Source organism: Anabaena sp. CCY 9402-a (assembly GCF_963920945.1).
Lineage (GTDB): Bacteria > Cyanobacteriota > Cyanobacteriia > Cyanobacteriales > Nostocaceae > Trichormus > Trichormus minutissimus.
Genome location: NZ_CAWUDL010000002.1, coordinates 138,409 through 164,242 on the forward strand (window position 1 = coordinate 138,409; position 25,834 = coordinate 164,242).

At 37.9% G+C, this 25,834-nt stretch carries 17 protein-coding genes; 6 read left to right on the forward strand and 11 right to left on the reverse strand.

Annotation, left to right across the window (positions count from 1 at the left end; genetic code table 11):
• Positions 1-15 precede the first annotated feature (15 nt).
• The gene (locus ACM0OR_RS01760; RefSeq protein ID WP_414574760.1) at positions 16-1,440 is read right to left on the reverse strand and encodes a TonB family protein; all 1,425 of its coding nucleotides are present in this window, start codon (positions 1,438-1,440) and stop codon (positions 16-18) included.
• A 261-nt stretch (positions 1,441-1,701) separates the two neighbouring features.
• On the opposite strand from ACM0OR_RS01760, the gene ACM0OR_RS01765 reads away from it, so the two are divergent.
• Both ACM0OR_RS01765 and ACM0OR_RS01770 read left to right on the forward strand, forming a co-directional pair.
• Positions 1,702-2,355, forward strand: coding sequence for a MotA/TolQ/ExbB proton channel family protein (locus ACM0OR_RS01765; protein ID WP_190702625.1), 654 nt, complete (start codon positions 1,702-1,704; stop codon positions 2,353-2,355).
• Entirely contained in the window at positions 2,339-2,743 is a 405-nt protein-coding gene (locus ACM0OR_RS01770; RefSeq protein WP_190702628.1) for an ExbD/TolR family protein, read from the forward strand. Before ACM0OR_RS01765 ends, ACM0OR_RS01770 begins: the two co-directional genes overlap by 17 nt.
• Positions 2,744-2,906: 163 nt before the next feature.
• Here ACM0OR_RS01770 and mrdA read toward each other — a convergent pair whose 3' ends face one another.
• Positions 2,907-4,724: a penicillin-binding protein 2 gene (gene mrdA / locus ACM0OR_RS01775; protein ID WP_414574761.1), complete on the reverse strand. Its 1,818-nt coding sequence runs from the start codon at positions 4,722-4,724 to the stop codon at positions 2,907-2,909.
• Positions 4,725-5,075: 351 nt separating this feature from the next.
• On the opposite strand from mrdA, the gene ACM0OR_RS01780 reads away from it, so the two are divergent.
• Genes ACM0OR_RS01780 through ACM0OR_RS01790 form a run of 3 tightly spaced genes read left to right on the forward strand, consistent with a single transcriptional unit; the run spans position 5,076 to position 8,243 of the window.
• Entirely contained in the window at positions 5,076-6,209 is a 1,134-nt protein-coding gene (locus ACM0OR_RS01780; protein ID WP_323267411.1) for an ABC transporter ATP-binding protein, read from the forward strand.
• 3 nt (positions 6,210-6,212) lie between these two features.
• The gene (locus ACM0OR_RS01785) at positions 6,213-7,295 is read left to right on the forward strand and encodes a spermidine/putrescine ABC transporter substrate-binding protein (RefSeq protein ID WP_323267412.1); all 1,083 of its coding nucleotides are present in this window, start codon (positions 6,213-6,215) and stop codon (positions 7,293-7,295) included.
• A 57-nt stretch (positions 7,296-7,352) separates the two neighbouring features.
• Positions 7,353-8,243: an ABC transporter permease gene (locus ACM0OR_RS01790; protein WP_414574762.1), complete on the forward strand. Its 891-nt coding sequence runs from the start codon at positions 7,353-7,355 to the stop codon at positions 8,241-8,243.
• 75 nt (positions 8,244-8,318) lie between these two features.
• On the opposite strand, the gene ACM0OR_RS01795 is transcribed toward ACM0OR_RS01790, so the two are convergent.
• The 7 genes from ACM0OR_RS01795 to ACM0OR_RS01825 form a co-directional block, all read right to left on the reverse strand.
• A complete protein-coding gene (locus ACM0OR_RS01795) occupies positions 8,319-11,909 on the reverse strand; it encodes a response regulator (RefSeq protein WP_414574763.1) in 3,591 nt (1,196 codons plus the stop codon).
• Between the two features lie 112 nt (positions 11,910-12,021).
• Complete coding sequence (locus ACM0OR_RS01800) at positions 12,022-15,324, reverse strand: GAF domain-containing protein (RefSeq protein WP_414574764.1); 3,303 nt, start codon at positions 15,322-15,324, stop codon at positions 12,022-12,024.
• Positions 15,325-15,537: 213 nt separating this feature from the next.
• Positions 15,538-16,011 carry a chemotaxis protein CheW gene (locus tag ACM0OR_RS01805; protein WP_414574765.1) on the reverse strand — a complete coding sequence of 158 codons (474 nt, stop codon included), beginning with the start codon at positions 16,009-16,011 and terminating at the stop codon, positions 15,538-15,540.
• 26 nt (positions 16,012-16,037) lie between these two features.
• Entirely contained in the window at positions 16,038-16,403 is a 366-nt protein-coding gene (locus tag ACM0OR_RS01810) for a response regulator transcription factor (protein ID WP_414574766.1), read from the reverse strand.
• Positions 16,404-16,757: 354 nt separating this feature from the next.
• Complete coding sequence (locus tag ACM0OR_RS01815) at positions 16,758-17,954, reverse strand: response regulator (protein WP_414574767.1); 1,197 nt, start codon at positions 17,952-17,954, stop codon at positions 16,758-16,760.
• 968 nt (positions 17,955-18,922) lie between these two features.
• Positions 18,923-20,716 carry a peptidoglycan-binding protein gene (locus ACM0OR_RS01820; protein WP_414574768.1) on the reverse strand — a complete coding sequence of 598 codons (1,794 nt, stop codon included), beginning with the start codon at positions 20,714-20,716 and terminating at the stop codon, positions 18,923-18,925.
• A 192-nt stretch (positions 20,717-20,908) separates the two neighbouring features.
• Positions 20,909-21,415, reverse strand: a complete 507-nt coding sequence (locus tag ACM0OR_RS01825; RefSeq protein WP_323267438.1) for a universal stress protein — start codon at positions 21,413-21,415, stop codon at positions 20,909-20,911.
• Between the two features lie 446 nt (positions 21,416-21,861).
• Here ACM0OR_RS01825 and ACM0OR_RS01830 point away from each other — a divergent pair, with 446 nt between their 5' ends.
• Positions 21,862-22,581: a dienelactone hydrolase family protein gene (locus tag ACM0OR_RS01830; protein WP_414574769.1), complete on the forward strand. Its 720-nt coding sequence runs from the start codon at positions 21,862-21,864 to the stop codon at positions 22,579-22,581.
• A gap of 83 nt (positions 22,582-22,664) precedes the next feature.
• On the opposite strand, the gene ACM0OR_RS01835 is transcribed toward ACM0OR_RS01830, so the two are convergent.
• Both ACM0OR_RS01835 and ACM0OR_RS01840 read right to left on the reverse strand, forming a co-directional pair.
• Positions 22,665-22,973 (reverse strand): threonine dehydratase, encoded by a 309-nt coding sequence (locus tag ACM0OR_RS01835; protein ID WP_414574770.1) that lies wholly within the window; start codon positions 22,971-22,973, stop codon positions 22,665-22,667.
• A gap of 235 nt (positions 22,974-23,208) precedes the next feature.
• Entirely contained in the window at positions 23,209-25,065 is a 1,857-nt protein-coding gene (locus tag ACM0OR_RS01840; RefSeq protein WP_414574771.1) for an EAL domain-containing protein, read from the reverse strand.
• Between the last annotated feature and the right edge of the window lie 769 nt (positions 25,066-25,834).

Genomic DNA, 25,834 nt, shown 5'->3' on the forward strand with positions numbered 1-25,834 from the left:
GATCGCTTACCAGATTTATTCTCCACTAGATGTAGAAGCCTCTGGTGATGAGGATTGAGATGGCTGACGAGAACGACGTAAAGCATTCCTCAGCTTACTTGCGCTAGAAGATGAGGCTTCTTGTGTGGGAATACGTCGCTGCCGCCGAGTTGCCGTTGGTTGCGATCGGGGTGAAGATTGCGTATCTGTACGCTCACGTCGCGCCCTAATGAAAGAACTTCTGATCCTTCTTTGATTTTCAGAGGTTCTAGTATTGTTGGTGCTTGATGCTGTTGATGGTTGGGATGTAGGAGATAATCGCCTGCGTCTGACTCTAGTTTCTGTATTACTTCTTGTGGAAGTTTCTGTATTATTTGATGCTCTGGAAGTTTGCCGACTACTAGATTCTGCTTCTGTTGTATTTCTATTAGCAGCAGCAGATCGTTGTCTTGCTTGTGCTTGTCTTTTGCGTTCTTGCAGTTCGCGGTAACGCCGAGAACCTGTGATGGCATATTCAGTGGCGATGGATACTCCACTTCTACCATTAGCCGCAGGTTTTAATTTCCAGTTACGTGCTTGTCTCAGAGTTTCTTGATCTAAGTCACGATTACCACTGGAGTTGACAATCCTGACGTTAGTAACATTACCTTTTTCATCAGTATCAACAGCTACTTCAACTTTGCCTTCTACGCCTCTTCTTCTAGCTGCCTCTGGATACTTAATACCGCAATCACGACAAGCTGCACGGCCATTTCCTGATCTGGAAGAATTATTAGTATTATTACTGCTGGAGGGACTTTCTATTTTTGCAGGACTTGGGGCTGTAGCTTGTGTTTCAATGCCTCTGCTTCGCCTATTATTACTAGACTGTACAGGGACGTTAGAGCCTGTAGTAGTAGAATTATTTGACTCTCCTACAGCAGCACTATTTGCTCTAGTATCTCTAATTCCACTTAACAACCCTCTTAATTTGTTACTGCTTTGCTCTACAGCTTGGATTGCAGTTTGCTGTGTGTTAGTAGGTTCAGATGTGAGGACTGGTTGGGGTTGTGTTGTTGACTGTAGTTTTTGGGTTGGGGTGCTAATTTTCTCAGGCGGCTGTTGAACTTGAGGAGTTTTGAGGTTATTAGAAATCTTTTGTACTGGCTCAGGTTTTAAATTTACAGGAGCGATCGCCACGGGAGCAATCTTTTGAGGTTGTGGTCGAGTTTCTGGTTCAGGTTTTGGTTCAGGTTTAATCTCCAGTGGTGTTGGTTCTGTTTCTACCGTCGGAGGATCAACTATTGTCACCTCTAGAGGTTCATTTTCTAGATCAGGAGTTCTTTGCAACAGATTGCCTATACCTATGGCTAATATACCAATATGCAACGCCACTGAGCCAATCAGACTGTAAACCAGAAAAGACCTGAGAGCCTCAGTTTCCTTGGAACGCTGCTCAACAGCTATGCCCGAAAAGGTCATAATTTATTGCGAGCTAATATTACTAACATAGACATACTAGAACGCTTAGATACAAATATCAAGTAATTAACTAATCAAGTTATTAGCTGTATCAAATGACTATAAAATAGTTACAGAGACGTTTATAGCGTTTTTATTAGGAAAATTATGATAAATTAATTGCAAAAAAATTGCATATTTATTTAAAATGTCTTGACAATTCCTCTCAAGTTATCTGAGGATGCTAATAGTCTCTGTGTTTTTAGTTTAACGAGGCTCTTCATGGGAATTACGAATCTGTTTACAGCTGGCGGCGTAGTTATGTGGCCGCTATTGGGATTTTCTATATTGGGGGTGGCACTAATTATTGAACGTGTCAGGTTTTGGCTGAGAATCAATAATCGTCAAAGTCGTGTCATCGCCGAGGTATTAAAACTCTATCGGTTAGACAATGTAGTGGGTGCAATAGATAAACTCCGAAAAAATGCAGATTTGCCCCTTGCACGGGTTTTTTTAGCTGCGCTGGAATTAGAAGAACCAAATCCAGAAGAATTTCGTTTAGCTTTAGAAAGTGAAGCGCAAGCTGAGATCCCCATACTCAAACGCTTTCAAAACCTTTTTGACACCATTATTGGTTTAGCACCACTGTTAGGTCTACTCGGTACAGTATTAGGGTTGATTGCTTCCTTTGCTTCTTTGGATATTGGCGATGTAGGAGGTACGAAAACCGCAGAAGTTACAGATGGGATCAGTGAAGCTTTGGTATCTACAGCCGCCGGATTAGTAGTTGCTATATTTACACTGTTTTTCGCCAACTCCTTTCGCGGACTTTATAGTCGGCAAATGGCTTTATTTCAAGAATATGGAGGACAGTTAGAATTACTCTATCGCCGCCGCTATGAACGAGGACAGAAAGCCTATGCGTCTACAAGATGAACCAGATATTCCTGCACAGATAAATATTGTGCCGATGATTGATGTGATATTTGCGATTTTGACATTTTTTATTATGTCAACGCTGTTTTTAACTAGATCAGAAGGATTACCAGTAAATTTACCGCAGGCAGCCACAGCTAATAAACAGCAAGTACCTACAAAAATTACCATCAGCATTGACGAAAAAGGAGAAGTTAGTCTGAATCGTCAACTAATTCTCGTAAATTCTCTAGCAGAACAGATACGTAATGTAGCTGGTTCTAACTCAGAACCGTTAGTAATTATTAATGCCGATGAAAAAGTAGGACACGGTAAAGTAGTAGCTGTGATGGATCAAGTACGACAAGTTAAGGGAGCAAAATTAGCGATCGCTACCCAGAAGCAGTAATTTGGGGAATGGGGACAAACCAATTCAAAATACAAAATTCTTGCATTAAAGAATTTTTGGCTTTTGACCGTTCCCTTCTCTACGTTCTCTCAAAGAGGCTACGCCAACACGGAGCGTAGCAAAAATGTTGACTTTTGACTTTTTTCTGATCAATACCCAATGACTATTGACCATTGACTGGTTTTTGATACTTACCGGGATACTTGCGTTGAAAATGGTCTTCCATAATTTTTAAAATCATTGGGGCTGCAAGACTACCACCACCACCACCGGAATGTTCAGTGAAGGCGACAATTAATATTTCTGGATTGTCAGCAGGAGCATAAGCACCGAACCAAGTATGATTTTGCTTGACACCGCGCTTCCATGCTTCAGCTGTGCCACTTTTACCAGCCACTGGCGGAATAGTCGGTTTATTTAAAACTTTGCCTGTACCGTCAGAGATTACCTTACGCAATCCATCGCGGAGAATTTTCACGGTGGATGGCTTCATATGGACAGTTTCTCGCCAACTTTTAGCTTCTTCATTGTCTTTAAGTATATGTGGTTGAACGCGATCGCCACCATTAGCTGGGACAGCAAACATCACAGCCACTTGCAAAGGAGTAGTTAATAAAGCACCTTGACCAATAGACATATTAATGCTGTCACCTACAGTCCAAGGCATTTTCCAAACTTTCTGTTTCCATTCCTCATCGGGTACTAAACCTTTTGCTTCTTCTGAGGCGAATTCAAAGCCTGTTTTTTGCCCAAAGCCATACTTACGAGTCCATTTAATCAGAGTAGGGCCGCCGACTCCCTTAGCAATTTGATAGAAGAAAGTATCACTACTCCACTGCATTGCTCCCACGAAACCTAAAGGGCCGAAACCAGCGTGATTCCACTCACCAAAACGAGTTCCACCAACAGTTAAAGAACCATAAGTTTGTAAGACTGTGTTAGGAGCAAACTTACCTGATTCTAGCGCGGCTGTTGTTGTGACAATCTTAAAGGTACTGGCGGGCGGGAAAGCACTGATGGCGCGATTGACTAGCGGATGATCTGCACCTTGTACAGACTCCCAATCTTTTTGTGTCAGTTTTTGCTTGGAGAAAATATTGGGATCAAAGGTGGGGTGAGACACCATAGCTAAAACAGCCCCATTTTTGGGATCAAGAGCAACGATCGCACCATTGCGATTTCCCAAGGCTTTCTCTGCTGCTAATTGCATATCTAAATCTATGGTCAGGCGGATATCATTACCTGGTTTGGCTTGTTTTTCTCCCAATACCCGCAGTGGTCGCCCAGCCCCATCAACTTCTACCTGCTGACCTCCCCATTCGCCCCGTAGTGAGGTTTCATAGGCTTTTTCTATGCCCATTTGCCCAATCACATCTCCTAGACGGTAGCCGTCTTTTTTCTTGTCTTGGAGTTGTTCGGCGGTTAATTCTCGTGTATAGCCCAATATATGAGCTAATTGCCGACCATTGGGATAGTAACGAACTGCTTCCGTATGTATTTCCACATTTTGCAGTTCGTTTTCATACTCTTTTATGGCTGTGATTTGGGCTTCGTTCAAATCACGTGCAATCCGAATAAGAGAAGATGAGTTAGCACCAGCATCTTCGAGTTTCTTTTCAATTTCGTCTTGAGGAATCTCCAAAATTTTAGATAGACGCGCCCCGACGACTGTCCACGAAGGTTTGGTATGTGCCATTGGCCACAAATATACAGAACGAGGATAACGCGTACTGGCTAATAGTTTGCCGTTGCGGTCAAAAATATTACCTCTTTCTGGTTGTTTAGGAATCATCCGAATCCGATTTGATTCGGCTCGTTTGCGGTAATATTCTCCTTCCATAATTTGCAAATATGCCAACCGAACGCTGATCCCAGTCGTCATTAATAAGGTAAATATAATCAAAAATATAGACTGGTAATTCCGTCCGACTGTACGTGTATTTTTTTTTCCTCCCAGGGGAGTTGGTTGGAATGTAGCCATAGGAAAAAAATATATAGGTAAACTAATTTTACTTTTGAATTTTGAATTTTGCGTAAAGCCTGCGGCATAGCTTCTCCTGTCAAAGAGGCTACGCCAAAGCTTAACGCGTGGCGTGTCGTAGACAAAAGTTCTGTAGGCGGGTTTCCCACCATAGGAAGGTTAAACCCAGTCTCTTTTACGTAGATTTCCCATAAATGGCTACTTTAGGAGGCGTGTGTAACAATTAGGAACATGATTTTTGGCACAGAGGTTTTCGACGGATACAATAAACCCAAGTGTGATATTTTGTCTGCTTAATAAGCTACATTAGGTGACAAAATCACGTAAACTCGTGGCATTCTACTAAAGATTATGGCTCAAACTGTGACCCAGCACCAGAGAGGAATCGTGGCTTTTCAGCCGCTTGATGTGGAACTGCGGAATGTGTTCAAGTTTTTCAACCAAGAACCGGCAGTACACGGAATCGATTTGGATATTAGACAGGGGGAGTTTTTTAGTATTTTGGGGCCTTCTGGTTGTGGAAAAACTACTACACTCCGTCTCATTGCTGGGTTTGAACAGGTTGATGCGGGTAAGTTATTAATTCAGGGTCAGTCTATGACTGATGTACCACCTTACCGTCGCCCCGTGAATACAGTATTTCAAAGCTATGCTTTGTTTAACCACTTAAATGTGTGGAATAACATCGCCTTTGGACTACGCCTCAAAAAAGAGAACCTCGGTAAAGCCGAAATTGAAAGTCGAGTTAACGAAGCTTTAAAGCTGGTGAAAATGGAAAGTTTGCGATCGCGTTTTCCTCATCAACTTTCTGGAGGTCAGCAGCAGAGGGTAGCTTTGGCCAGAGCTTTAGTTAATCGTCCGGCTGTTTTGCTGTTAGATGAACCATTGGGGGCGTTAGATTTAAAACTGCGTAAAGAAATGCAGGTCGAGTTATCTAATTTACACAAAGAGCTAGGGTTAACCTTTGTCATGGTAACGCACGACCAAGAGGAGGCGTTATCATTAAGCGATCGCATCGCCGTGATGAATCAAGGCAAAATCGAGCAAAATGGGACTCCTATCGAAATTTACGAACGTCCCAAGACATCTTTTGTCGCAGATTTTATCGGTGATACAAATTTATTTAGCGGTGAAATCACAGCCGTAGAAGCGTCACTGGTGCAAGTTGTGACAAAAACGGGATTCACTATTGTCATAAATCGCACTGAAGACACCCCAACGGAATTATTAAAAGCTGTAGTAGTAAGTGTACGTCCAGAAAAAATCCAGCTTTCCTTATATCAGCCAACTCTAGTCAACAACTGCTTTGAGGGAAGGCTAGTAAATATCATGTATTTAGGAACTCACGTTAATTATGTTGTGGAATTAATTAACGGTATCAGCATTAATGTTTTACAACCTAACACCTTTGGCAACTTACCAGACCGAGACACGCCCATTTACGCTTGGTGGGGAGAAGATGATTGTTTAGCGATTGATTCTTAACAAATGACTAACAGACGCAATTTTTTACAAGGAGTAATAGCACTTTCCACTTTATCTTTAGCTGGTTGTGGCTGGAGATTGGCTGATGTGCGGGCTTCTACTAGTTCTGGGCGCACTGACCAATTATATCTATATACTTGGACGCAATATTCTGATAAAGAACTATTGCAAGCTTTCAGTACCCAAACTGGAATGAAGGTGTTGGTAGATCCGTATGATTCTAATGAAGTAATGTTAGCTAAACTATTAGCTGGAGGTGGTGGTACTTATAGCCTGATTTACCCATCTGATTATATGGTAGAGAAGATGGTAGAAAAAAATTTATTAATAGAATTACAAAACGATCGCCTGATTGGTTTAGATAATTTATTTCCTCAGTTTCAAAATCCCAGTTACGACCCCAAAAACAGCTACAGTATCCCCTTCAATTGGGGAACAACTGGGTTAATTTATAACTCCGAAGTTCTGAAACAAGCACCTGAAGATTGGGATTATATGTGGCGAAATAAAGCCTTACTCAATAAGCGTATGACATTATTAAATGATGTGCGGGAAGTTATGGGTGCAGTATTGCGAATGTTGGGTTACTCCTACAATTCACAAAATGAAACCCAAATTAAAGAAGCTTATGAAAAATTAACAGAATTAAAGCCTGCGATCGCAGCATTTGATACTGATGCTTGGCAAAATCAAATGTTAGCAGGTGATTTGGTTTTAGCAATGTGTTATTCTGCCGATGCAATCAGAGTCAGCAAGGAAAACCCTAAGCTAAAATATGTAATTCCTCGCAGTGGCTCTTCACTATGGACTGACACTATGGTAATTCCTAAATCAGCACCAAATATAGATGGTGCTTATGCTTGGATTAACTTTATTTTACAACCAGAAATAGCCGCAACCATTAGCAAAAGATTAAAAATTGCTACACCCAATGCTGGAGGATTTGAACTATTACCCAATGACATTAAGAATAATGTTAATTTGTTTCCTCCAGATCCGCTTTTAGAAAAGTGCGAACGCATTAGTCCTTTGGGACAATTTGAAGAAATTTATGAGCGATATTGGACTCAATTAACTAGTAGTTAGAGATAGTCATTATTCATTAGTTCTTATCCCTGCTCTCTTGTCTCCCAATTCCTAATTGTGTCTACTGAAATTCGTAATCTTGAAAACCTAGAATTAAATCGCCCCCGATTTAATTGGTTACAACCTTTAACATTACTTGCACCTGCTGGTGTTTGGTTACTGTTGTTGCTGGTGCTACCAACACTAATCATTTTTCAATTAAGTTTAGTCCCGGATATTCGACCAGGAGATATAGTTAACCCTAGAGGATTTGATAACTATATCCGTATAGTTGATCCTCTATACTTGAAAGTAATTGTGCGATCGCTATGGTTAGCAGCTAGCACGACAATCATGTGTTTAGTTCTCGGTTTCCCCGTTGCATATTGGATTGCTCAAATCGCACCGCAACGTTGGCGTAATTTGCTGGTATTGGGTTTTGTTTTACCTTTGTGGACTTCTTCCCTACTGCGTTCCTACGCTTGGATTACGATTTTGCGCCGCACAGGTTTATTAAACAGTCTGCTAACGAGTCTAGGCTTACCTACTCTACAATTACTCAACAGCGTACCGGCTGTATTGATTGGTATGAGCTACAGCTTGTTACCCTATATGGTTTTGATTTTATATGCTTCCCTAGAAAAGTTAGATCGGCGTTTATTAGAAGCCGCAGCAGATTTAGGTGCAAATCCCATCCAGACTTTTTGGAAAGTGACAGTTCCGCAAATTTTGCCGGGAATTATGGCTGGTTCATTGCTGGTATTTATCACAGGATTAGGGGATTTTATTGATCCAGAATTATTGGGTGGTAGTTCTAGTATGACGGCAGCACGGTTAGTTTATAACCAATTTCTGGGAGTGACTCAAAACTGGGGTTTTGGTTCAGCTTTGAGTATGACATTAATTTTAGCCGTGAGTATTGCGATCGCTCTTCTGATTAGATTTGGTGAAACCAAACCTAAGCACTAAGAGAGCAAATACTCAGAGAGCCGATTTCTTTAAAGAAATCGGCTCTCTATATTCTATTGAATTAAATTTGTTGAATTACACAGTGACAAACTGGTTTAATTTCTCTTTTTCTGTATTGATTAATCGTTCAACTGTAGCTAGTAACTCATGCTCTAAATAAGGCTTAGTTAAGTAACCTTGTGCGCCTAATTCTTGGGCAAGTTGCCGATGTTTGTCGGCATTGCGGGAAGTCAGAATGACTACAGGTAATTTCGCCAAATTTGCGTGATTTCGGATATGGTTTAATAATTCAAAGCCATTCATGCGGGGCATTTCTAAATCCGAAATCACAACTTGAATTTGAGGATACCTTTGTAACTGTTCTAAAGCTTCTATGCCATTTTGTGCTTGTATTACTTGATAACCAGATTTTTGCAAGGTTAAAGAGATAGTTTGTCGCAGACTGATCGCATCATCTACTACTAGAACTACTCTTGGGAAATTGGGGTGAGGTTCTTCTATAGAGTTTGGATTTGTAGGTTTAGAAGCAGCTAATAATGGTATTGATTTGAGCGTGGAATCTGAGACTGGCAAGGATGAATTATTCGCAGAATTAGCTTCTGGTAATGCGCCGACATCTAGTGTAGCTTGCATCTCAACAGACTGGAGAAACAAAGCTCCATCAATCACTAAGATGAGATTACCATTAGCCAAACTACTACAACCATAAATATATTTTGGTGGAGCGATCGCAGTTCCTAAAGGTCTAATTACTAGTTCTTGCTCACCAATAATTTGGTCAACTTCTAACGCAAACACGCCGTATTTGTGCCTCAGCAACAACACGGGATTATTCATGATTTCTGTGTTATGTTCAGCTAGCAAATTTCTATCGATGATATTGGGAGATAACGAACCATTATAAGATATCAAATCTGAAAGTTGATAAAGGCTAACCATAGTTTCATCATTGTCTTTATGCCAATGCAAAACTTTTTTACCTTCAAATTCTTTGATTTGTTGAGGTGTAGGAATAATAATTTTTTCGATACTATCCAATAGTAAAGCGTAAACAACACCACCAGATTGAACTAACATTAATTGATCGGTAGTCATAGAAAAAGGAATTTTAAATATAAAATTTGTACCTTGATTGGGCTGAGATTGTACTGAAATTGAGGCGTTAAGTGTTTGCAGTTGAGAACGCACAATATCTAATCCCATTCCCCGCCCAGAAATTTCACTCACCTGATCAACAGTGGAAAATCCGGGTGCAAACATGACATCAAACAAATCAGATTCATCCCAATGAGCATTTCCTGGATGCAAATTTAGTTCAACAGCTTTTTTGCGAATCTTGTCTAAATTTAATCCTTGTCCATCATCTCGGACTTCAATCACTGTTTGACTACCTTGATGGTAGGCGCAGATTTCGATGACACCTGTTTCTGCTTTACCTCGTTCCCGGCGAACTTGCGGCGGTTCAATACCGTGATCAAAAGCATTACGTACTAGTTGTAGTAGGGGATCGTAGATTTTTTCGGCGATCGCTTTATCTATTAGTAATCCTGTACCTGTGAGTCGCAATTCCACCTGTTTTTGATAAACATTACCCAGTTGTTTAACCATCTGGGGAAAGCGATTCAATATATTACCTAGTGGTAACATTCTAGCTTCGACTAAATTATCTAGCAGATTTAAAGCTAAACTTTGTTTTTTATCACTAATTTGGCTAGCTTGTTTTAAGAGTAAATCAATTGATTCGGTAGTCTCTTGTAATTGCAGCGTCTCTTCTATGGATTCGTGTAATGTTAAATGGAATTCTGTATAAACATCCATTTCTAATGAATCAAATTTCACAGATGCAAAATTTTGTGTATGATGTGATTTTACACTTTGCATCTGTAATGGCAAATCACGTAATTGATTTAACGTTTCTTGATGTCTGCTCAGTTGCTCAGATAGCCTCTCAATTATATCTTGAATTTGTTCATCGTTTAATGCTCGTCTTTTTTGGTAAACTAATAACTCTCCAGCCAAGTAGTTAATGCGTTGGAGTTTATCTACATCTACACGTATAAATGAACTAGATTGGTTTCTCTTACTATGAGACGGTTGAGATTTTTCTTCTATTTTATTATTAACAACATCAATTACATTTTCAGCAATATCATCTGTATTTACTTGGTCAATAACAGATAAATATTTTTCAGGGTGGGCATTATCATTAATTTCATCGTCTCGCTGAATTTGATCATTTACTAATTCATCTGCTAAATCCTGGTTGTTTTCCCCTCCCCAAATTGATTCTAAAAGGTTAGAATCTACAGCATTATTTGTTTTTTGTATAGGTTGAATAACCAGTAACTTTTGTAGTTTTGGACTATCAGACCAATCTTTTTCTTGAGGAGTTACAGGAGGATGTTTTTTATATTCTGTAGCTAATAAGCTAATTTTATTTTGTAGTGCTTTTATAAAAAATATACGATTATCAGTTTTTTTACGAGAATACTGAAATTTGGCAACCGCAAAAAGAATAATTAAGATCATTCCTTGACGATAAAGACAAAGACTTTCGCTATCATCATCATTGCGGATAAATTCTAAAAATTTATTCAACCAATTTTCAACATAATTCAAGTAATTTTCATTTTCATGATTGGAAATTAATATATCTATATCCATTTCTGATACTGGAATTTCCGTTTCATGATTAAACCAGCTAAATATGTAATGAATTACTTTTAAATAAAACTTAGCAGTTTCTGGTTTAATACCCTGATTTGTATTGTTTTCTGATGTAATTAAGAATTGGTAAAACTCATTTTTTACATCTGATGATTCAGTATAAATTAATTCCTTAGCAGGTGTTTGTATTGCTGTAGATAACTGATCTTTTGTTGTAATTATCAGGTTTAATAAAGCAGTGGAAGGGCTACCACCACGAGTGCGATCGCCTGCTAATACATCTGTTTGTGCTTGCTGTAAATCAACTAGAGCAATTTCTGCAATCTGACGCACTTGACTTGGATTAGTTTTTAATGCTGCTAAAATCGCTTGAGAAATTTCCTCAAAACCGGGTAAATTTAAAGATTCAGACAAACCAATAAAAACTTCAGCTTGAGAAGTCAAAAAGTCAATAAATTCAATATTATCTGTTATATTGCTAATAGCATCACGAATATTTTCTAAACGTTGCTTTATTCCGGATTCAAAAATAGACTGGACAATATCAAACCCTAATTCTTGAGATGTGGGAATATAAGTATCTTTCCCGAAATGATCACCCAATTTTGCTTGAATTTGTATGAATATAAAATTTGCTCTTTGTAAAAGTTCTTGCTCATTAATTACAATATTATTTATTTCTGAATTTAGTGCTAATTTTAAGCATTCGTAAGCTTGATATAAGAGTGTGTGTAATTCAAAATCTATAAGGATATCCGGACTATATAGAGATTTAAATATATCCTCTAGAGAATGCGATATCTTATTAATTAATTCTAGCCCAATGGTAGCAGCCCCCCCTTTAATTGTATGAGTTGCCCGCATTAAGTTATGCACTTTAGCTGTGCTATGACTTTCTGATAAACTTAACAGTTCTTGCTCAACAATTTTTAGTAATTCAGGGGCTTCTGCTAGAAAATAAATATAGCCCTGTTCACGAATTTTAATGTCGGTAATCATAATATAGGGGAGTGGGTAATGGGGAATTGGAAATGGGAAATGAGGAATTGGGAATGGGTAATATTAAAAATTTTTCACTCTCTACTCTTCCTATTCCCTATTTCCCTATTATTTAACTCACTTTAAACTTACTAGCAGTTGTTAATAAATCTTGTGCCATATTCGATAAATCCTGAAATACAGCAGCAATTTCTTGGGATTCGCCAAAAGTTTTGTTAGCAATTTCTGCTACATCTTTCATGGAATTAGTGACAGTTACCGATTGCCCCATTTGCTTTTGTGTCGCATCAGTAATCTGGTGAATTAATTGACTAATTTCCGCAGTGGCAGAAACGATCGCATTTAAGTTTTGCCTAGTTTGATTGACAAAGTTCGTACCTTCTACTACCTGCTGAATCCCAGCTTCCATTGCTACCGCCACTTCTCCTGTTTCCTCTTGAATCTCCTGGACTAGTTTTTCAATTTCGATGGTGGCGGCGGCTGACTGGCGAGACAAGGAACGGACTTCATCAGCTACCACTGCGAAGCCTTTACCGTATTCCCCGGCGCGTGTGGCTTCAATGGCAGCATTCAAAGCTAGTACGTTTGTCTGAGTCGCAAAGTTACTAATCAAATTCACTACTTTGGAGATTTTCTGGGAAGACTCACCCAGGCGTTTAATCTTTTTGCTGGTTTGAGCTACAGTTTCACGAATTGCTTGGATGGCTTGCACTGTCTGGTTCATGGCTGCATCACCAGACTCAACAGTTTGGTTGGCTTGTTTGACTGCTACTTGCACTAACTCTGCGCTACTTACCACAGCTTGGGTAGCATTGAGCATCTGTTGAATCTCACTCAAAGCCAGATTAATTTCGTCAGACTGTTGTTGGGCTAAATTATTCAACCCTGCTAGGGAAGTATTACTTGTACTAGAAGTTTGGGCAACTTTGCCGGCAGATGTCTGTACTTGCAGTACGATTTGCCGCAGTGCTTGCAGTGTATTATTGTAAGCATCGGCGATTGTGCCTAATTCATCTTCTGTAATCGGCGCACGTACTGTTAAATCACCGTTGAGAGCAGGTCGGACTGCCATCAGTAGTTGAATAGAACGCTGTTGCAGTAGTTCCTTGGCTGCTTTATCCCGTGCGGCGGCTTCTGCAAGTTGGGTAGATTGCGTCTGGAGTTGTTGCAAGTATTCGGTTTGTTGTAATGCTAGTCCTAGTTGGTCGCCAATTCTGGCTAACAAGGTGACTTGTGATTCTTCCCAATCACGAGGAGCGGAATTTTGATAGGCTGCTAATAGTCCCCATAGTTTTTCACCAAAGAAAATAGGAACGATGACGTGAGATTTGACTTCAAACTGCTCTAATATCTCTAAATGACAGGCAGCATAACCAGCTTGATAGATATCATTAACAACGCAGTTTTCACCTTTAACAAATCGACCCCCTTGAGTTTCTTGGATGCAGGTATCTTCCCAAACTGTTTGGTTATCGGGGCTGACTAATTTAACCCAATTATGACCAACCGACTCAGCGACAAATACCCCACCCCAATCTGGATTGAAGCGATAAATAACAACGCGATCGCATTTCAATAATTGCCGGACTTCTTGGGTACTAATTTTGAAAATTTCTTCTAAATCTAAAGCTTGGCGGATACGGTTGACTATTTTAGTAAAGGCTTTTTCTTGTTCGGCAATCTGAGTTAATTTTTCAGTTTTTATTTGCACTTCTTCTAGATAGTCTAACTGAGATTTAGCTAGGCTAAATTGTCCAGCAATTTGAGTTAGAAAATCAACTTCCCACGATTGCCATACACGAGAACCAGAGTTTTGATAAACTGCTAATAAGCCCCATAATTTTTCGTCGAAAAAGATGGGTACTATGATGTAAGCTTTGGCTTGAAATGTTTCCAATATGTCAATATGACAAGAATTAAAACCTACTTTATAGATGTCATTGACGATGGAGTTTTCCCCCCTAACATATCGACCCCCGTGATTATCTTGGAGGTAGGTATCATTGAGAACAGTTTTGAGATCAAACCCGACTAATTTTGTCCAACCTTGACCAACTGACTCAGCTACAAACAAACCACCCCAGTCTGGCGTAAACTGATAAACAACTACGCGATCGCATCTTAAGGATTGGCGGACTTCTTGGGTAGTAGCCCTAAAGATACTATCTACATCTTGGGCTTGACGAATGCGGTTAACTATCTTGGTGAAGGATTTTTCTTTTTCCGCAATTTGCATCAGTTGTTCAGATTGCACCCGCATTTGTTCTAGGTATTCTGCATGAGCAATGGCAACACCAAATTGCAAGCCAATCTGACTCAAAAAGTCAACTTCCCAGGATTGCCACTCACGAGAACCAGAGTTTTGATAAGCTGCCAATAAACCCCATAAATTTTCCCCGGTAAATACAGGAACAATCATATAAGCTTTGGCTTCAAATTGTTCTAAAATCTCTAGGTGACAGGGAGCATGAGTGGTTTTGTATATATCGTTAACTACAAAGTTTTCTTGATGGCGATAACGTCCCCCTTTTGTTTCTTGGAGGTAGCTATCTTCCCAAGTTGTTTTAATCCCTGGTCCTACTAGTTTTACCCAACCATGACCTACAGATTCAGCCACAAATTCTCCACCCCAATCAGGGTAGAAGCGGTAAAGACCTACGCGATCACATTTCAATAATTGGCGGACTTCTTGAGTAGTAGTTTGAAATATTTTATCAACATTTGATGTCCGCAAAATACTATCAATGACTTTGCCTAATGATTGTTTAGACTGGGTATGTAGTTGCAATTCTCGATGAAAGTCAAATGTCTGCAACTTGTAGGTTAATTCTGTTATAACTTGAGATAGTAAGGTAATTTCTGCTTCTTGCCATTGCCTCGAATAAGTACAACTATTAACAGCCAGTAGTCCCCAAACTTTACCAGCGACGATAATAGGTAAACTCAAACTATCTCTAATTTGAAATTTATCTAACAGTTGTTTTTGATAGGGAGTTAGTTGTACTTGATTAACATCCTCAATTGCTACGGGTTCTACATAGTCATAATTGGTATGTAAACCAAACATAATACCTGGGAGAATTTCACCCAAAGTAGGAGTCCAACCCAAGTTTCTAGATTCTGCCAAAACTGTGCCAGCATCGGCTGAGTTAAATTGATAAATTAAGGCGCGATCGCAGCTAATTTTCTCTCTAACTTTCGCAACAGTCACCTTCAATACTGTATCTAGATTAGATGCTTGCCGGATATGAGTGATAATATCCTGTAGCTGTAGCCGCCAAGCTTTAAATTCCTGCGCGATCGTATCAGATATCTCCTGATTATCTAAATCAACATTTTCTTTTGTATTTTCTATTGATTCTACTTTAGTTACTGAAGGCTCATTTCCATGATTTTTATGATACGTGATTGCCATTTTTTAACCTCAAATAAACTATGAATTTAATAAATTATTATGGACTGAATTATACAAGCCATTCCGCAATTTCCGAATGATAACCCAGCCTCCATCCTCAATCCCTAGGAGTTCTTCACTGTGTACAGTTAGCGCGTAGATTGCTTTGCTACCGCGAACAACCTAGGAGTACAAGTTTGACTTTTGACTTGATTTGTCTCTATTCCCTTGTATTTAATTATGACCAGTCCACACAGGAGAATGAATAATAGCCTCAGCGTCAAGATTGAACATCATCTTCTCATCATCATTAATAAAATATCCTTGTAAAAAAGGTGATATTGATGGAGAAAATAATTCCGCAGATGGAGCTTTCATTTGATGAGTATATAGCCACTCAATATCCATCAACTGCCTTACTAATAAACCTAAATATTTACCATTCTCTTCTAGTACAATTGCCATCATTTTAACCAGCATATTTGCTGTTTGTGACAATGGGGGATAACCGAGCATCTCATCTAAATCAACTAACCACAGCATTTCATCACGCCAGTTATAAACACCCAAAATATAACTAGACATTTGAGGCACACCACATATATCCCCCAAAGATATTTGCAAAACCTCTGTGATCTGCTCCAAGGAAATTACTGCTGTATCTCGAACTCCCAAATTAAAACTTAAAAATTTTTGCGGCTTCTCCAAGATGATTAATCCTTTGATTACAATGCTTAATTAAAAAATTTCTTCAGTGTTAATGCTAACTCTTCCTGATTGATGGGTTTAGAAAGATAAGCTTCTGCACCTAGCATATTTCCCCAGATTTTATCTACATCACTATTTTTAGTAGAACAAAACACTACAGGTATTTTGCTGGTATCAGGGTTATTTTTCAGTTCTCGACAAATTTCAAAGCCACTTTTGCCCGGCAAAATTACATCTAGAAAGATTAAATCTGGCCTATTATTATCCATCATTTTAATTTGAGCTTCTTCGCTGCTTGTTGCACTAATGACAGAACAACCTGCCTGTTGTAAATAACGGGTGAGGATTTCCATATCAGTCAAGCCATCTTCAATAACTAAAACAGTAGCCATAGTATCCCTTTGTAAATTTTGATAACTTAGCCAATATAAATTAAATGGTCATTTAAGCCAGACACAACCAGGATTTTAGTTTGTTGTTATTGTGGTTGTTTACTGCTAAATCTGGCTCAGAAAAACTACCTAATGTTACATTTTTTATTGTTATATTATTTCCAATTGATTGCGTATGAAACCCGAAGAACTCCACCCCCTTCACGAGGATGGGGTGGAATTCCATGACTGTTGGAAACATAACTAATTACGAATCTGATATTATTTCTCACAATAAAATCATTTAAAAATCCAAAGCATAATTTAAGCCTGAGAATATGCTCAAGCTAATTCCAATACTGCTTCGCTTATAACTCAAGCTATACCTTGTTGAAAAACCTCTAAATGGGATTTACTTTTGGCTGTAGATGAAGAGGTTATAGGCAAATACTTATGTACAATGCTCATAACTTTATCTGTAGCCACAGGTTTAGTGAGAAAATCCGTAGACCCGACTACTTTAGCGCGCACTCTATCTAATAGGCCATCATTGCCCGTTAAAATAATTACAGGAGTATTAGCAAAAGTAGAAATTCGTCGCAACTGTGTGCAGATTTCGTAACCACTAGCAACAGGCATAATTAAGTCTAAAAAAATCAGGTCTGGTTTCTCCTGAATCAGAATTGGTAAAGCCTGTACAGCATCTTGAATTTTGATAAACCTCAGTCCGTGTGAGGTAATAATCTCCTCCAGCATTTTACAGACTTGAGGGCTATCATCTACGCAAGCTACCAATGGAGCGTAAGCTTTTTTCGGCTGTGCAGATATAGAGTTATTTGCAGGTTCTGTCAAAACTAAAGGTAAATCGGTTACTTCTACTAATTCGATGATGCCTTTGAGGACATAAGGAAGCAAGGAACGAGAAACAGGCAAGACATTTTGCTTCATTTTGGCGGCTAACTCTCGCAGTGTCAGCTTGCCATTAATCAAATTTACAAAGTTTTTGTATACTGGCGGACTGACTAGAGCCTGTAGTTGTTCTGGTCTTCTAATGACTGGTGCTAAGTCAGGAAAAACATTTGCTAAACCAGCTTGTGTCCAAACATTCCATGAGTCTTGCATTTGTTTCATCGACACATCTGCACTAGTAAAACTCATGGGTGTTTCTAGGATCACCCCTTGATTGCGATCGCACTTGACTGCAACAAACTTTGTCTGCTGGGCTAGGTCAAATAAAAGTTCTGCTAAAGTATTTTCTACAATAGCGTGAATTTGTTCTCTTTGAATTTTTTGTTTTTTATACAAAACTTCCAAAAGACGATAGTCCCAGTAATTAGTTGCTACGTCTTGCTTACGTAATTGGATTTTATCGACATCAATTTGCGGGCAATGTTGAGCCATAAGTCTACGCCATCGCCGAAAAGGATGCGTTCCTCCTGCCGCCCAAACTATCCTTCCTAATCGATAGTAGAAAGTCCATTGATGTTCTTTTGGACTACTAAGAATCAACTGCCCGTTATATTGCAGTTGAGTGCAGTTTTTAAATTCATCTAAAATGTTATTTGATACCATCAGTTCCAGGTGTTCATACTGTGTGTTTTAATTCACAAGCCAGCTTTTTCAATAGCTCATCTATTCAGATACCCTAAGAAAGCTGTTTAATGTTGATAAATTTATTGAGGCTACTGTTTTAAATAGTAGACTTTTATCTTTTTATGTTTTGTAATGTTACAAAATTAATTTGATCATGAAAAAATAGGTTAATTAAAAACACTGCAAAAATACAGCAATTGAGTATGTACGATACAAATTGTTCTCAAGCTAGTATAAATTACGGTTAATTTTTTCACGAATCAAATCGAATTGCTACACTTCACTATATGCTCCAACATTAAAACGCTTTTATTTAGATGTAACTATTTTAGAGATTGTTAATTTGATTTATATCCGTGGAAATTCTGATTTTTATTGCCAATAAAAATCCTATGAGTCAGAAATATTTATGAGTTGTGTCGAAGAATTTAAAAAAATAAAATTTAGTTACAAAACTTACATCTTTTCAGAACTCTTAACTTGCATCAAGCCCGAACGACTGGAAGTCGTAGCTATATAACTCTTCGCGTAGCATCTCGTAGATAAATCCACCCACCGACTTAACGCAAAATTCAGGTTTTTAAGCCTGGGTCAGTAGGCCATCCGGCAGAAACGCTTGTGTAGCCGCGATTTTAATCATGAGGTGCAAGATGAAAGGTAAAGTTCATCGCGACAGCTTTACTCTATTTTTTTAAAGTTATTCAGCTAATTCATTGATTTAAAAGCAAAATAAGAGATTTATCCGAAAATATCTACCAAATAGGTAGTAATGATCTGTGATTTTTGTATCCCTTACGGAAGCGTAGCCATAATTATTTGTGTAATCCGGAAGTAGGGAGTAAAAAAGGGGGCTGTTTGACTGTACGGAGTGCTTAAGCGCAAGCACAGGCTACGCCAACAAAAATCAAATAGGAGTCCTAATATTTACCCAATAAATTCAATCTTCTCTAATCTTGAAAAATCATAATGTTTCCAGAATAGCAAGCCACCCAAACTTCCCTAGTTTGTGGATCGTAAGTAATTCCAATGGGATGAGCATCTACATTTACTTTTTGTAACACTTTCATGTCACTAGTCCGAACTTTACTGACAGTATGTTCTTTATAGTTAACAACATAAAGTATTTGACCATCATCTGATAACACCATACTACGCGGCGTTTTTCCTGTGATGACTTTATCTATTACTTTTCTTTGGGATAAACTAATCTTGGCAATTTTTCCTTCCCCATTTAAAGAAGCATAGAGATATTTACCAGTAGGATCTATGTTCAAATGACGTGGTGAACTGCCTATATTTTTCAGCCATTTGACAGAATAGTCTCTCAGAGAGACTTCAGCAATATTCTGAGAACCCATGACAGCAACATAGGCTTTTTCGGATTTGGTATCAACGGCAATTCCGCGAGGGTATGCTCCTAGTTTAATCCGTTTGATTTCCTGATTTTGATTGGCATCTACAATACTTAAATCCCAAGAACACCAGTTGCTGACTAATATCAGTTGCTCATCAGCTGATGTGGCTACATATTTGGGAACTGAACCAACTTGAATTACTCTATCAATATCTAGAGTGTCTGTATTAATTCTATATAAAAAACTCTTGTCAGTTTTTTGAGATGGATGACATTTATCACTACCAGGGTTGTTAAAACCAGGGCCATACATTTGATAGTTAGACACCCAAGCATACTTACCATTGTGGGAAAAACTAGCCTCAACTGGTGCGCCTCTATATTTACCTGGGGTTTTGGTATAACCATATTTTGATAAATCTACTTCATCGGGAATCACTTTGACTAATTCATAATCCCGGTTATAAACAGTAATGGAGTGGTTATACATCATGTTCTGGGCAAAAAATAGGCCATTACCCGAATAAACCACCGATTTAGGCGAAATTTTACTAGAAGAAATTGTTTTTACCAGTTTCATCTTTTGTGGACGAATGGAAACTTTCGCTGGTGGTTGTTCGATTTCGACTTGATTCTTGGACTCTGGAGAGTTATCTGTAATTTTAGGTTCTGGAGAAGTTGCCAAAAAAGGTGCAGCGTTGAAATCTCCAGAATTAGACTCTAGAGCTGATAATGTTTGTCTCCCGGCAATACCATCAATAGTCAGTCTCTTACCTTGTTGAAATTTGATTACTGATGCTTGCGTTGCTTCATCAAAATAACCTGTAATGGGTGCATTAAAGTATCCAGATGCTTGCAATTTGCGTTGTAGGGACATCACACGATAACTGTTGTCGCCTCTTTTTAGCGATCGCTTTGATGTTACCTGTAATTGAGGATCATTAACAACTGAAGACGCGGTGCTATGTTCGGTGTTTGATGCGGCTGATTCACCTAACCCTGAATTAGACTCTAAAGCCGCCAGTGTCTTAGAACCAACAATTCCATCACCCCTCAAGCCATGAGCTTGCTGAAATTTGATCACTGCGGTTTCTGTCACCGAGCCAAAATATCCTGTGGGTTTGGATTGAAAGTACCCCACTGCTTGCAGTTTTTGCTGAAGAGATATAACTTGAGGGCTTCTATCACCTCTTTTGAGAGCCATAGCTGGATTCGATACACTTATAGAACCCATAGCAAAGGAAACAGTTAGTAGGATAAAAACTCGACTGTGCTTCTTTATCCATGCTAGTTTCAGAAAGCACATAGCATCAGTAAGACTTTGCTGTTCTGAATTGGCAAATCCTTCGTAACTCTCGGCTAGATGCAAATAAGCAAGTGTTTCCATAGTGAAAAAGTAACTAAGGCATAGCTTAGTCATTGTAAAATTTAGAACTCATCTTATCATTTGTACTGATAAAAGCTCCCTTTTGTAAAGTATTATGTAAATTTTTTATCGGGTCGTACAAGAAATCAAGGACAAATTCTGATTTTAAGAATTTGCCCTTAACGGTATAATTTAAACATTAATTATGTATTTTTACTGAAGAGCCTCAGATGTGCTAGGAATTTTGCCTTGGATAACCATGACTGAGCAAGTAGCATGATGAATCACATAATTACTCACACTACCTAAGAAAAACTCACTGAGTCCAGCGCGACCACGACGACCAAGCATAATTAAGTCAGCTGGCCAACTACGAGCTACTTCACAAATAATCCGACCTGCATCACCCATATTTTGAGTAAACCCAGTTTTTACACCTACATCGATAGCTTTATTCATGAGCGATCGCAACCATTCTAATCTTTCTTGTTTAAGTTTTTCCCACTGTTGAATATAACTGTCCATTGGTTCTGCTGGTACAGTGGGATACATGGTATCAGGCTGCATAAATATAGGGCTGAGATAAGGGTCTTCCAATGGAGAAAGAACATGGAGCAACATGATTTCTGCATCAGTCGATTTAGCTAAAAATACAGCTTGCTCGAAAATATATTCACCCATTTCTGATTGGTCAATAGCAACTAAAATTCGGTGATACATAATTAATAGTCTCCCATTTTACTTAAAAGGCTTTTGAATAGATACTACTCACTAGATTTATCTAACAAAAATATATTTCTTAGATATTTGCTCATGATTATTCTTAAATTTGATAGTTGAATTAATTGATTATATAAAGCTAATATAGATAAAATAAGTCTAGATAAAATAAAAGAGTGAAAAATTAACAGGTATCGTCCTGATTTTTGTTAAGCTAGCTATCATCTTAAATCAGGACTAACAAGCTCTTCAAATTTTAGTTATAAATTGAAACTATCATCATTATTCTATATATCTTGATAATTGTGTTAATTAAACTCCGCATCAACAGTTTTGATTCATCAATGAAATGAGAAAGACCTCATCTAATAATTATTTTAACTGGTGTGAGAATTCCTCATAAATTATCTCTAAACCCTGATTAAACCCATTTTTAAGCTATAACAATGAATAAAATCACACTATTGAACGTTGAAGAACAAATAGTCATTCTGGAACTAGGCTCAATTCATTTAAAGGGAGAGCTAGTTATACCGACAGATGCAGAGGGAATTATACTATTTACTCAAGGAAGTGGCAGTAGTCGATATAGCACTTTCAACCACTATCTTGCCCATATCTTGCGTCAGGAAGGGAGACTAGCAACTTTTTTGATTGACCTAATGACTAAAGAAGAGGAAGTAATAGACCAACGTACCCAGCATTTTCGCTGTGATATTAATTTTTTAGCTACACGGGTAGTAGCTGTAACAGATTGGCTATCTGAAAACCCTGCTACCCAAAATCTCAAAGTTGGCTACTTTGGTGTAAATAGGGGTAGTGGAGCAGCATTATTAGCGGCTACAGCACGTCCAATGATTGTGAAAGCAATTGTTTCCCGTAGTGGACAAACTGACTTAGTAAGTGCAACCTTACCCTGGGTACAAGCACCGACTTTGTTAATAGTGGGTGAAAATGACTACCCGATTATAGCCATGAATGAAGATGCGATCGCGCAAATTTCTGCACAACACAAAAAATTACACATTATTCCCGGTGCAACTCACCAGTTTGGAGAACCCGGTGCAATTGAAGAGGTAGGGCAATTAGCAGGTCAATGGTTTAAATACTACCTCACCACATTAGAATCAAGTGAGTTAAATTTACCTCCAATGTCGTGGAATTAGACCCAGGGTAGGAGGGGTGTAGGGAATATCAGTTGACTCAGCATTCACTACCCCCTCTTCCAAATTACTATCTTTGACTTCAGCTATTTGTTTTGAATTTCACGCGCCATTTTGACGTAATAGTCCATCTTGGTGTTAGGACGGCGACGAACAGAAGTCAAGATTTCAGGCTTAGTATCTAGCTGTGTTGTGATTGACTCTTGATCTGAATATTTCTTTGTACTTTGTACTTCTTCAGATTCTAAAAAATAACTAGGTTTATTCAATCCAAACAAATTAGCAAAACCATTAAATAAACTGCTAATAAAGTCAAAAGTTCTTTTGAAAAAAAACGATAAGAAAGCTACCAAACGAATAAATGTATTTTGAATAACTTGAGCTAGCCGAGCCATAATATCTGAGGTTGATGATTGCTTGTTGTAATTGTCTAGCTATAATTATGTCATATAAGAATTTTCTATGTATCTACCATTAGATGAGTTTTTGATATAATTACGTTTTTAAGGAATAAGTCACAAGCTTCACTGTGCTACGCGTAAGCGTCCGGCAAGGAACTGAGAGAACGCCGAACGTCCGAACGGTAAAAGGTGATAGGGAACGAGATAGAAGGGAAGTATTTCTTTGGTTTCAAAAATTTTGTAATTTTAAAAAACTAGTTACTTGTTCACTAGGTAAAGGTCGAGAAAATAAATAGCCTTGTCCAAATTCACAGCCAAATTCTTGCAAACTTTTTAACTGTGTTTGATTTTCAATACCTTCAGCCACAACAGAAATTCCTAGAGCATTAGCAAAGGAAATCATATTCTGCACAATAGCTGTTCCTTTAGAATTAGTATTTAAGTTTTTGGTAAATGAACGATCAATTTTAATTGTATCAACAGGAAATGTATGCAATTGGCTAAAACAAGAGTATCCAGTGCCAAAATCATCTATACATAGTTTCATCCCAAGAGTATGAATTTTTTCTAAAATTTGATTGACAATACTAGATGCTTTAATGAAAGCATTTTCTGTAACTTCTAACCTCATTGCTGATGGTGATATATGATTATTATTGAGAATTTTTTTAATTTGTTCTACTAAATCTAACTGTTGCAATTGTACGGCAGATATATTGATATGTATTACTAATGAATTCGCAATTGGAAATTCTTGTCGCCACAGATATAGTTGCTGACACGCTAACTGTAATGCTAGTAAGTCCAGGGTTGAAATGATGCCCATTTCTTCAGCAATTTTGATGAATTTATCTGGTGAGATTAGTCCCTTTTGTGGGTGTTGCCACTGAATTAGAGCTTCCAAACCAACTAGCTTTTGAGATGCTAAACAAAATATAGGTTGATAGTAAAGGCAAAACTCATTTTTTTCTATGCTTTGACGTAGTTCACTTTCTAGCTGAATGCGTTGCAATGTTTGCTGCTGCATTTCTGACGTAAAGACTATATGACAACCTTTTCCGGCTCGTTTGGCCTGGTACATTGCGGCATCAGCATCTCTGAGGATATCAGTTGGTTGTTGATAACTGAGAGTAGAAGGTAAAATACCAATACTAACGCCAATAGAAATTTGATACGTGTCAATCTCAAAAGGTATATGTAATTGTTGCAAAATAAAGTTTGCAACTACCTCAACAGATTGAATGCCATCTTGATTGACAAGAAAAATTAAAAATTCATCCCCACTTAACCGAACAATTTTATCTCTCTGAGAGATGCAATTTTTCAGGCGATGGGCAACTTGTTGTAATAATTTATCACCAACAAGATGTCCTAGATGATCATTAACACTCTTAAAGCGATCTAGATCCAAAAATAAAATTGCGTATCCCTGTTGTGGTGGCTGCTGTGCAAAAATGTCTGATAAATATTGCATTAACCAAGCACGATTAAATAAGCCTGTTAATGAATCATGAAAGGCTGCATAGGTTAGTTTCTCCTCTCGTGCTTGTAGCTCATTTATTACCAAGGTAAGTTCTTGAGTACGCTCAATTACTCTTTGTTCTAAATCTTGGCTGAGTTGGTATGATTGTGCTTCTGCTATCTGACGAGCCACAATCTCTTGATTAAGTTGACTATTTTTTTGATCAAGAGAGCGAGTTAAGTTAAGTAAGTTCAAATTCAAACGTATACGAATTAAAAGCTCTGCTGGCATAAATGATTTATTTATATAATCAACTGATTTTAAATTCAATTCTAAAAATCTACTTTGTATTTCATTACTAGCAATCATTAAAAGGACTGGAATTTTTTGCAATATCGGATCAATTTTAATTCGACGACAAAGATCAAAAACATCTATTCCAGGCATCATCGCTTCTAGCAGAATTAAGTCAGGAATAATATGATCTAGTTTTTGGAAGGTATCTTGTCCACTAGTAGCGGCCAAAACTCTAAACCCTGAGTCTGTTAATAAGGTAGACAAAAATCTCGAATTATCCAGATTATTATCCACAATTAAAATCAGTGCTACTGTCTCTGTTTGCATATATTTATATGTAAAACTCCTGGTTTTTATTCAAAATTTCTCAGATTTACGCATCAACAGAGTTATAAATAACGGGTTCACTGATACTTGCGACTGATCAGGATAAACTTAGAATATGTGAAAAATACTGACAAAAACTGGGAAATTTACCAATTTTAAAGGGTATGATTATTTGATTGATCCAGTTACTTGAAATGTGTTCATTAAAATACTACAAGGAAAGAAATATCATTTCCTGATTGACGAGCGATCGCTGTTATAAAATATCAAATTTCAGCGTTAAAATATTTACTTTAGCTAGATTTGGAAAAATACCAATCACAAATATTAACTTTATTTGGGAAAATATTTCCTATATTGATATAACAAGTAGATAATTTAATGTATACTGCCAAAAAATGTAAAAACTTATTAAAATATATAGCCTGCTAAACCAACAAAAAACCTCGGTAATTAAACCGAGGTGATTATGAGAAGTCCAAATGTCAATGAAAGATAGTAATACTGAATTAAGCCTTGATGAACTAACTGCACAAGAAACATTTCTGATTTTGGTGACAACTGAGTGTATAACCCTTTTTGCTTAGTTGAGTCAATTTCACTGCCTTACTTAATGATGAGCAGTTGAGTAAGTCTTTAGTTTGTCAGGTCAAGTTATTACTTTATATAAACTAATGTAACGAATTTGTAACAATTTAGTCAACAACAGTTGACTAGGACTTACGCATTGACAGAATAACAAAATAGTGAATTGATGAATATAGGTCGT

What these genes read in the sequence shown, in the direction of transcription:
- ACM0OR_RS01760 (WP_414574760.1), bottom strand. Translation starts at nt 1,440, where the DNA reads ATGACCTTTTCGGGCATAGCTGTTGAGCAGCGTTCCAAGGAAACTGAG.
- ACM0OR_RS01765 (WP_190702625.1), top strand. Translation starts at nt 1,702, where the DNA reads ATGGGAATTACGAATCTGTTTACAGCTGGCGGCGTAGTTATGTGGCCG.
- ACM0OR_RS01770 (WP_190702628.1), top strand. Translation starts at nt 2,339, where the DNA reads ATGCGTCTACAAGATGAACCAGATATTCCTGCACAGATAAATATTGTG.
- mrdA (WP_414574761.1), bottom strand. Translation starts at nt 4,724, where the DNA reads ATGGCTACATTCCAACCAACTCCCCTGGGAGGAAAAAAAAATACACGT.
- ACM0OR_RS01780 (WP_323267411.1), top strand. Translation starts at nt 5,076, where the DNA reads ATGGCTCAAACTGTGACCCAGCACCAGAGAGGAATCGTGGCTTTTCAG.
- ACM0OR_RS01785 (WP_323267412.1), top strand. Translation starts at nt 6,213, where the DNA reads ATGACTAACAGACGCAATTTTTTACAAGGAGTAATAGCACTTTCCACT.
- ACM0OR_RS01795 (WP_414574763.1), bottom strand. Translation starts at nt 11,909, where the DNA reads ATGATTACCGACATTAAAATTCGTGAACAGGGCTATATTTATTTTCTA.
- ACM0OR_RS01800 (WP_414574764.1), bottom strand. Translation starts at nt 15,324, where the DNA reads ATGGCAATCACGTATCATAAAAATCATGGAAATGAGCCTTCAGTAACT.
- ACM0OR_RS01810 (WP_414574766.1), bottom strand. Translation starts at nt 16,403, where the DNA reads ATGGCTACTGTTTTAGTTATTGAAGATGGCTTGACTGATATGGAAATC.
- ACM0OR_RS01815 (WP_414574767.1), bottom strand. Translation starts at nt 17,954, where the DNA reads ATGGTATCAAATAACATTTTAGATGAATTTAAAAACTGCACTCAACTG.
- ACM0OR_RS01820 (WP_414574768.1), bottom strand. Translation starts at nt 20,716, where the DNA reads ATGGAAACACTTGCTTATTTGCATCTAGCCGAGAGTTACGAAGGATTT.
- ACM0OR_RS01825 (WP_323267438.1), bottom strand. Translation starts at nt 21,415, where the DNA reads ATGTATCACCGAATTTTAGTTGCTATTGACCAATCAGAAATGGGTGAA.
- ACM0OR_RS01830 (WP_414574769.1), top strand. Translation starts at nt 21,862, where the DNA reads ATGAATAAAATCACACTATTGAACGTTGAAGAACAAATAGTCATTCTG.
- ACM0OR_RS01835 (WP_414574770.1), bottom strand. Translation starts at nt 22,973, where the DNA reads ATGGCTCGGCTAGCTCAAGTTATTCAAAATACATTTATTCGTTTGGTA.
- ACM0OR_RS01840 (WP_414574771.1), bottom strand. Translation starts at nt 25,065, where the DNA reads ATGCAAACAGAGACAGTAGCACTGATTTTAATTGTGGATAATAATCTG.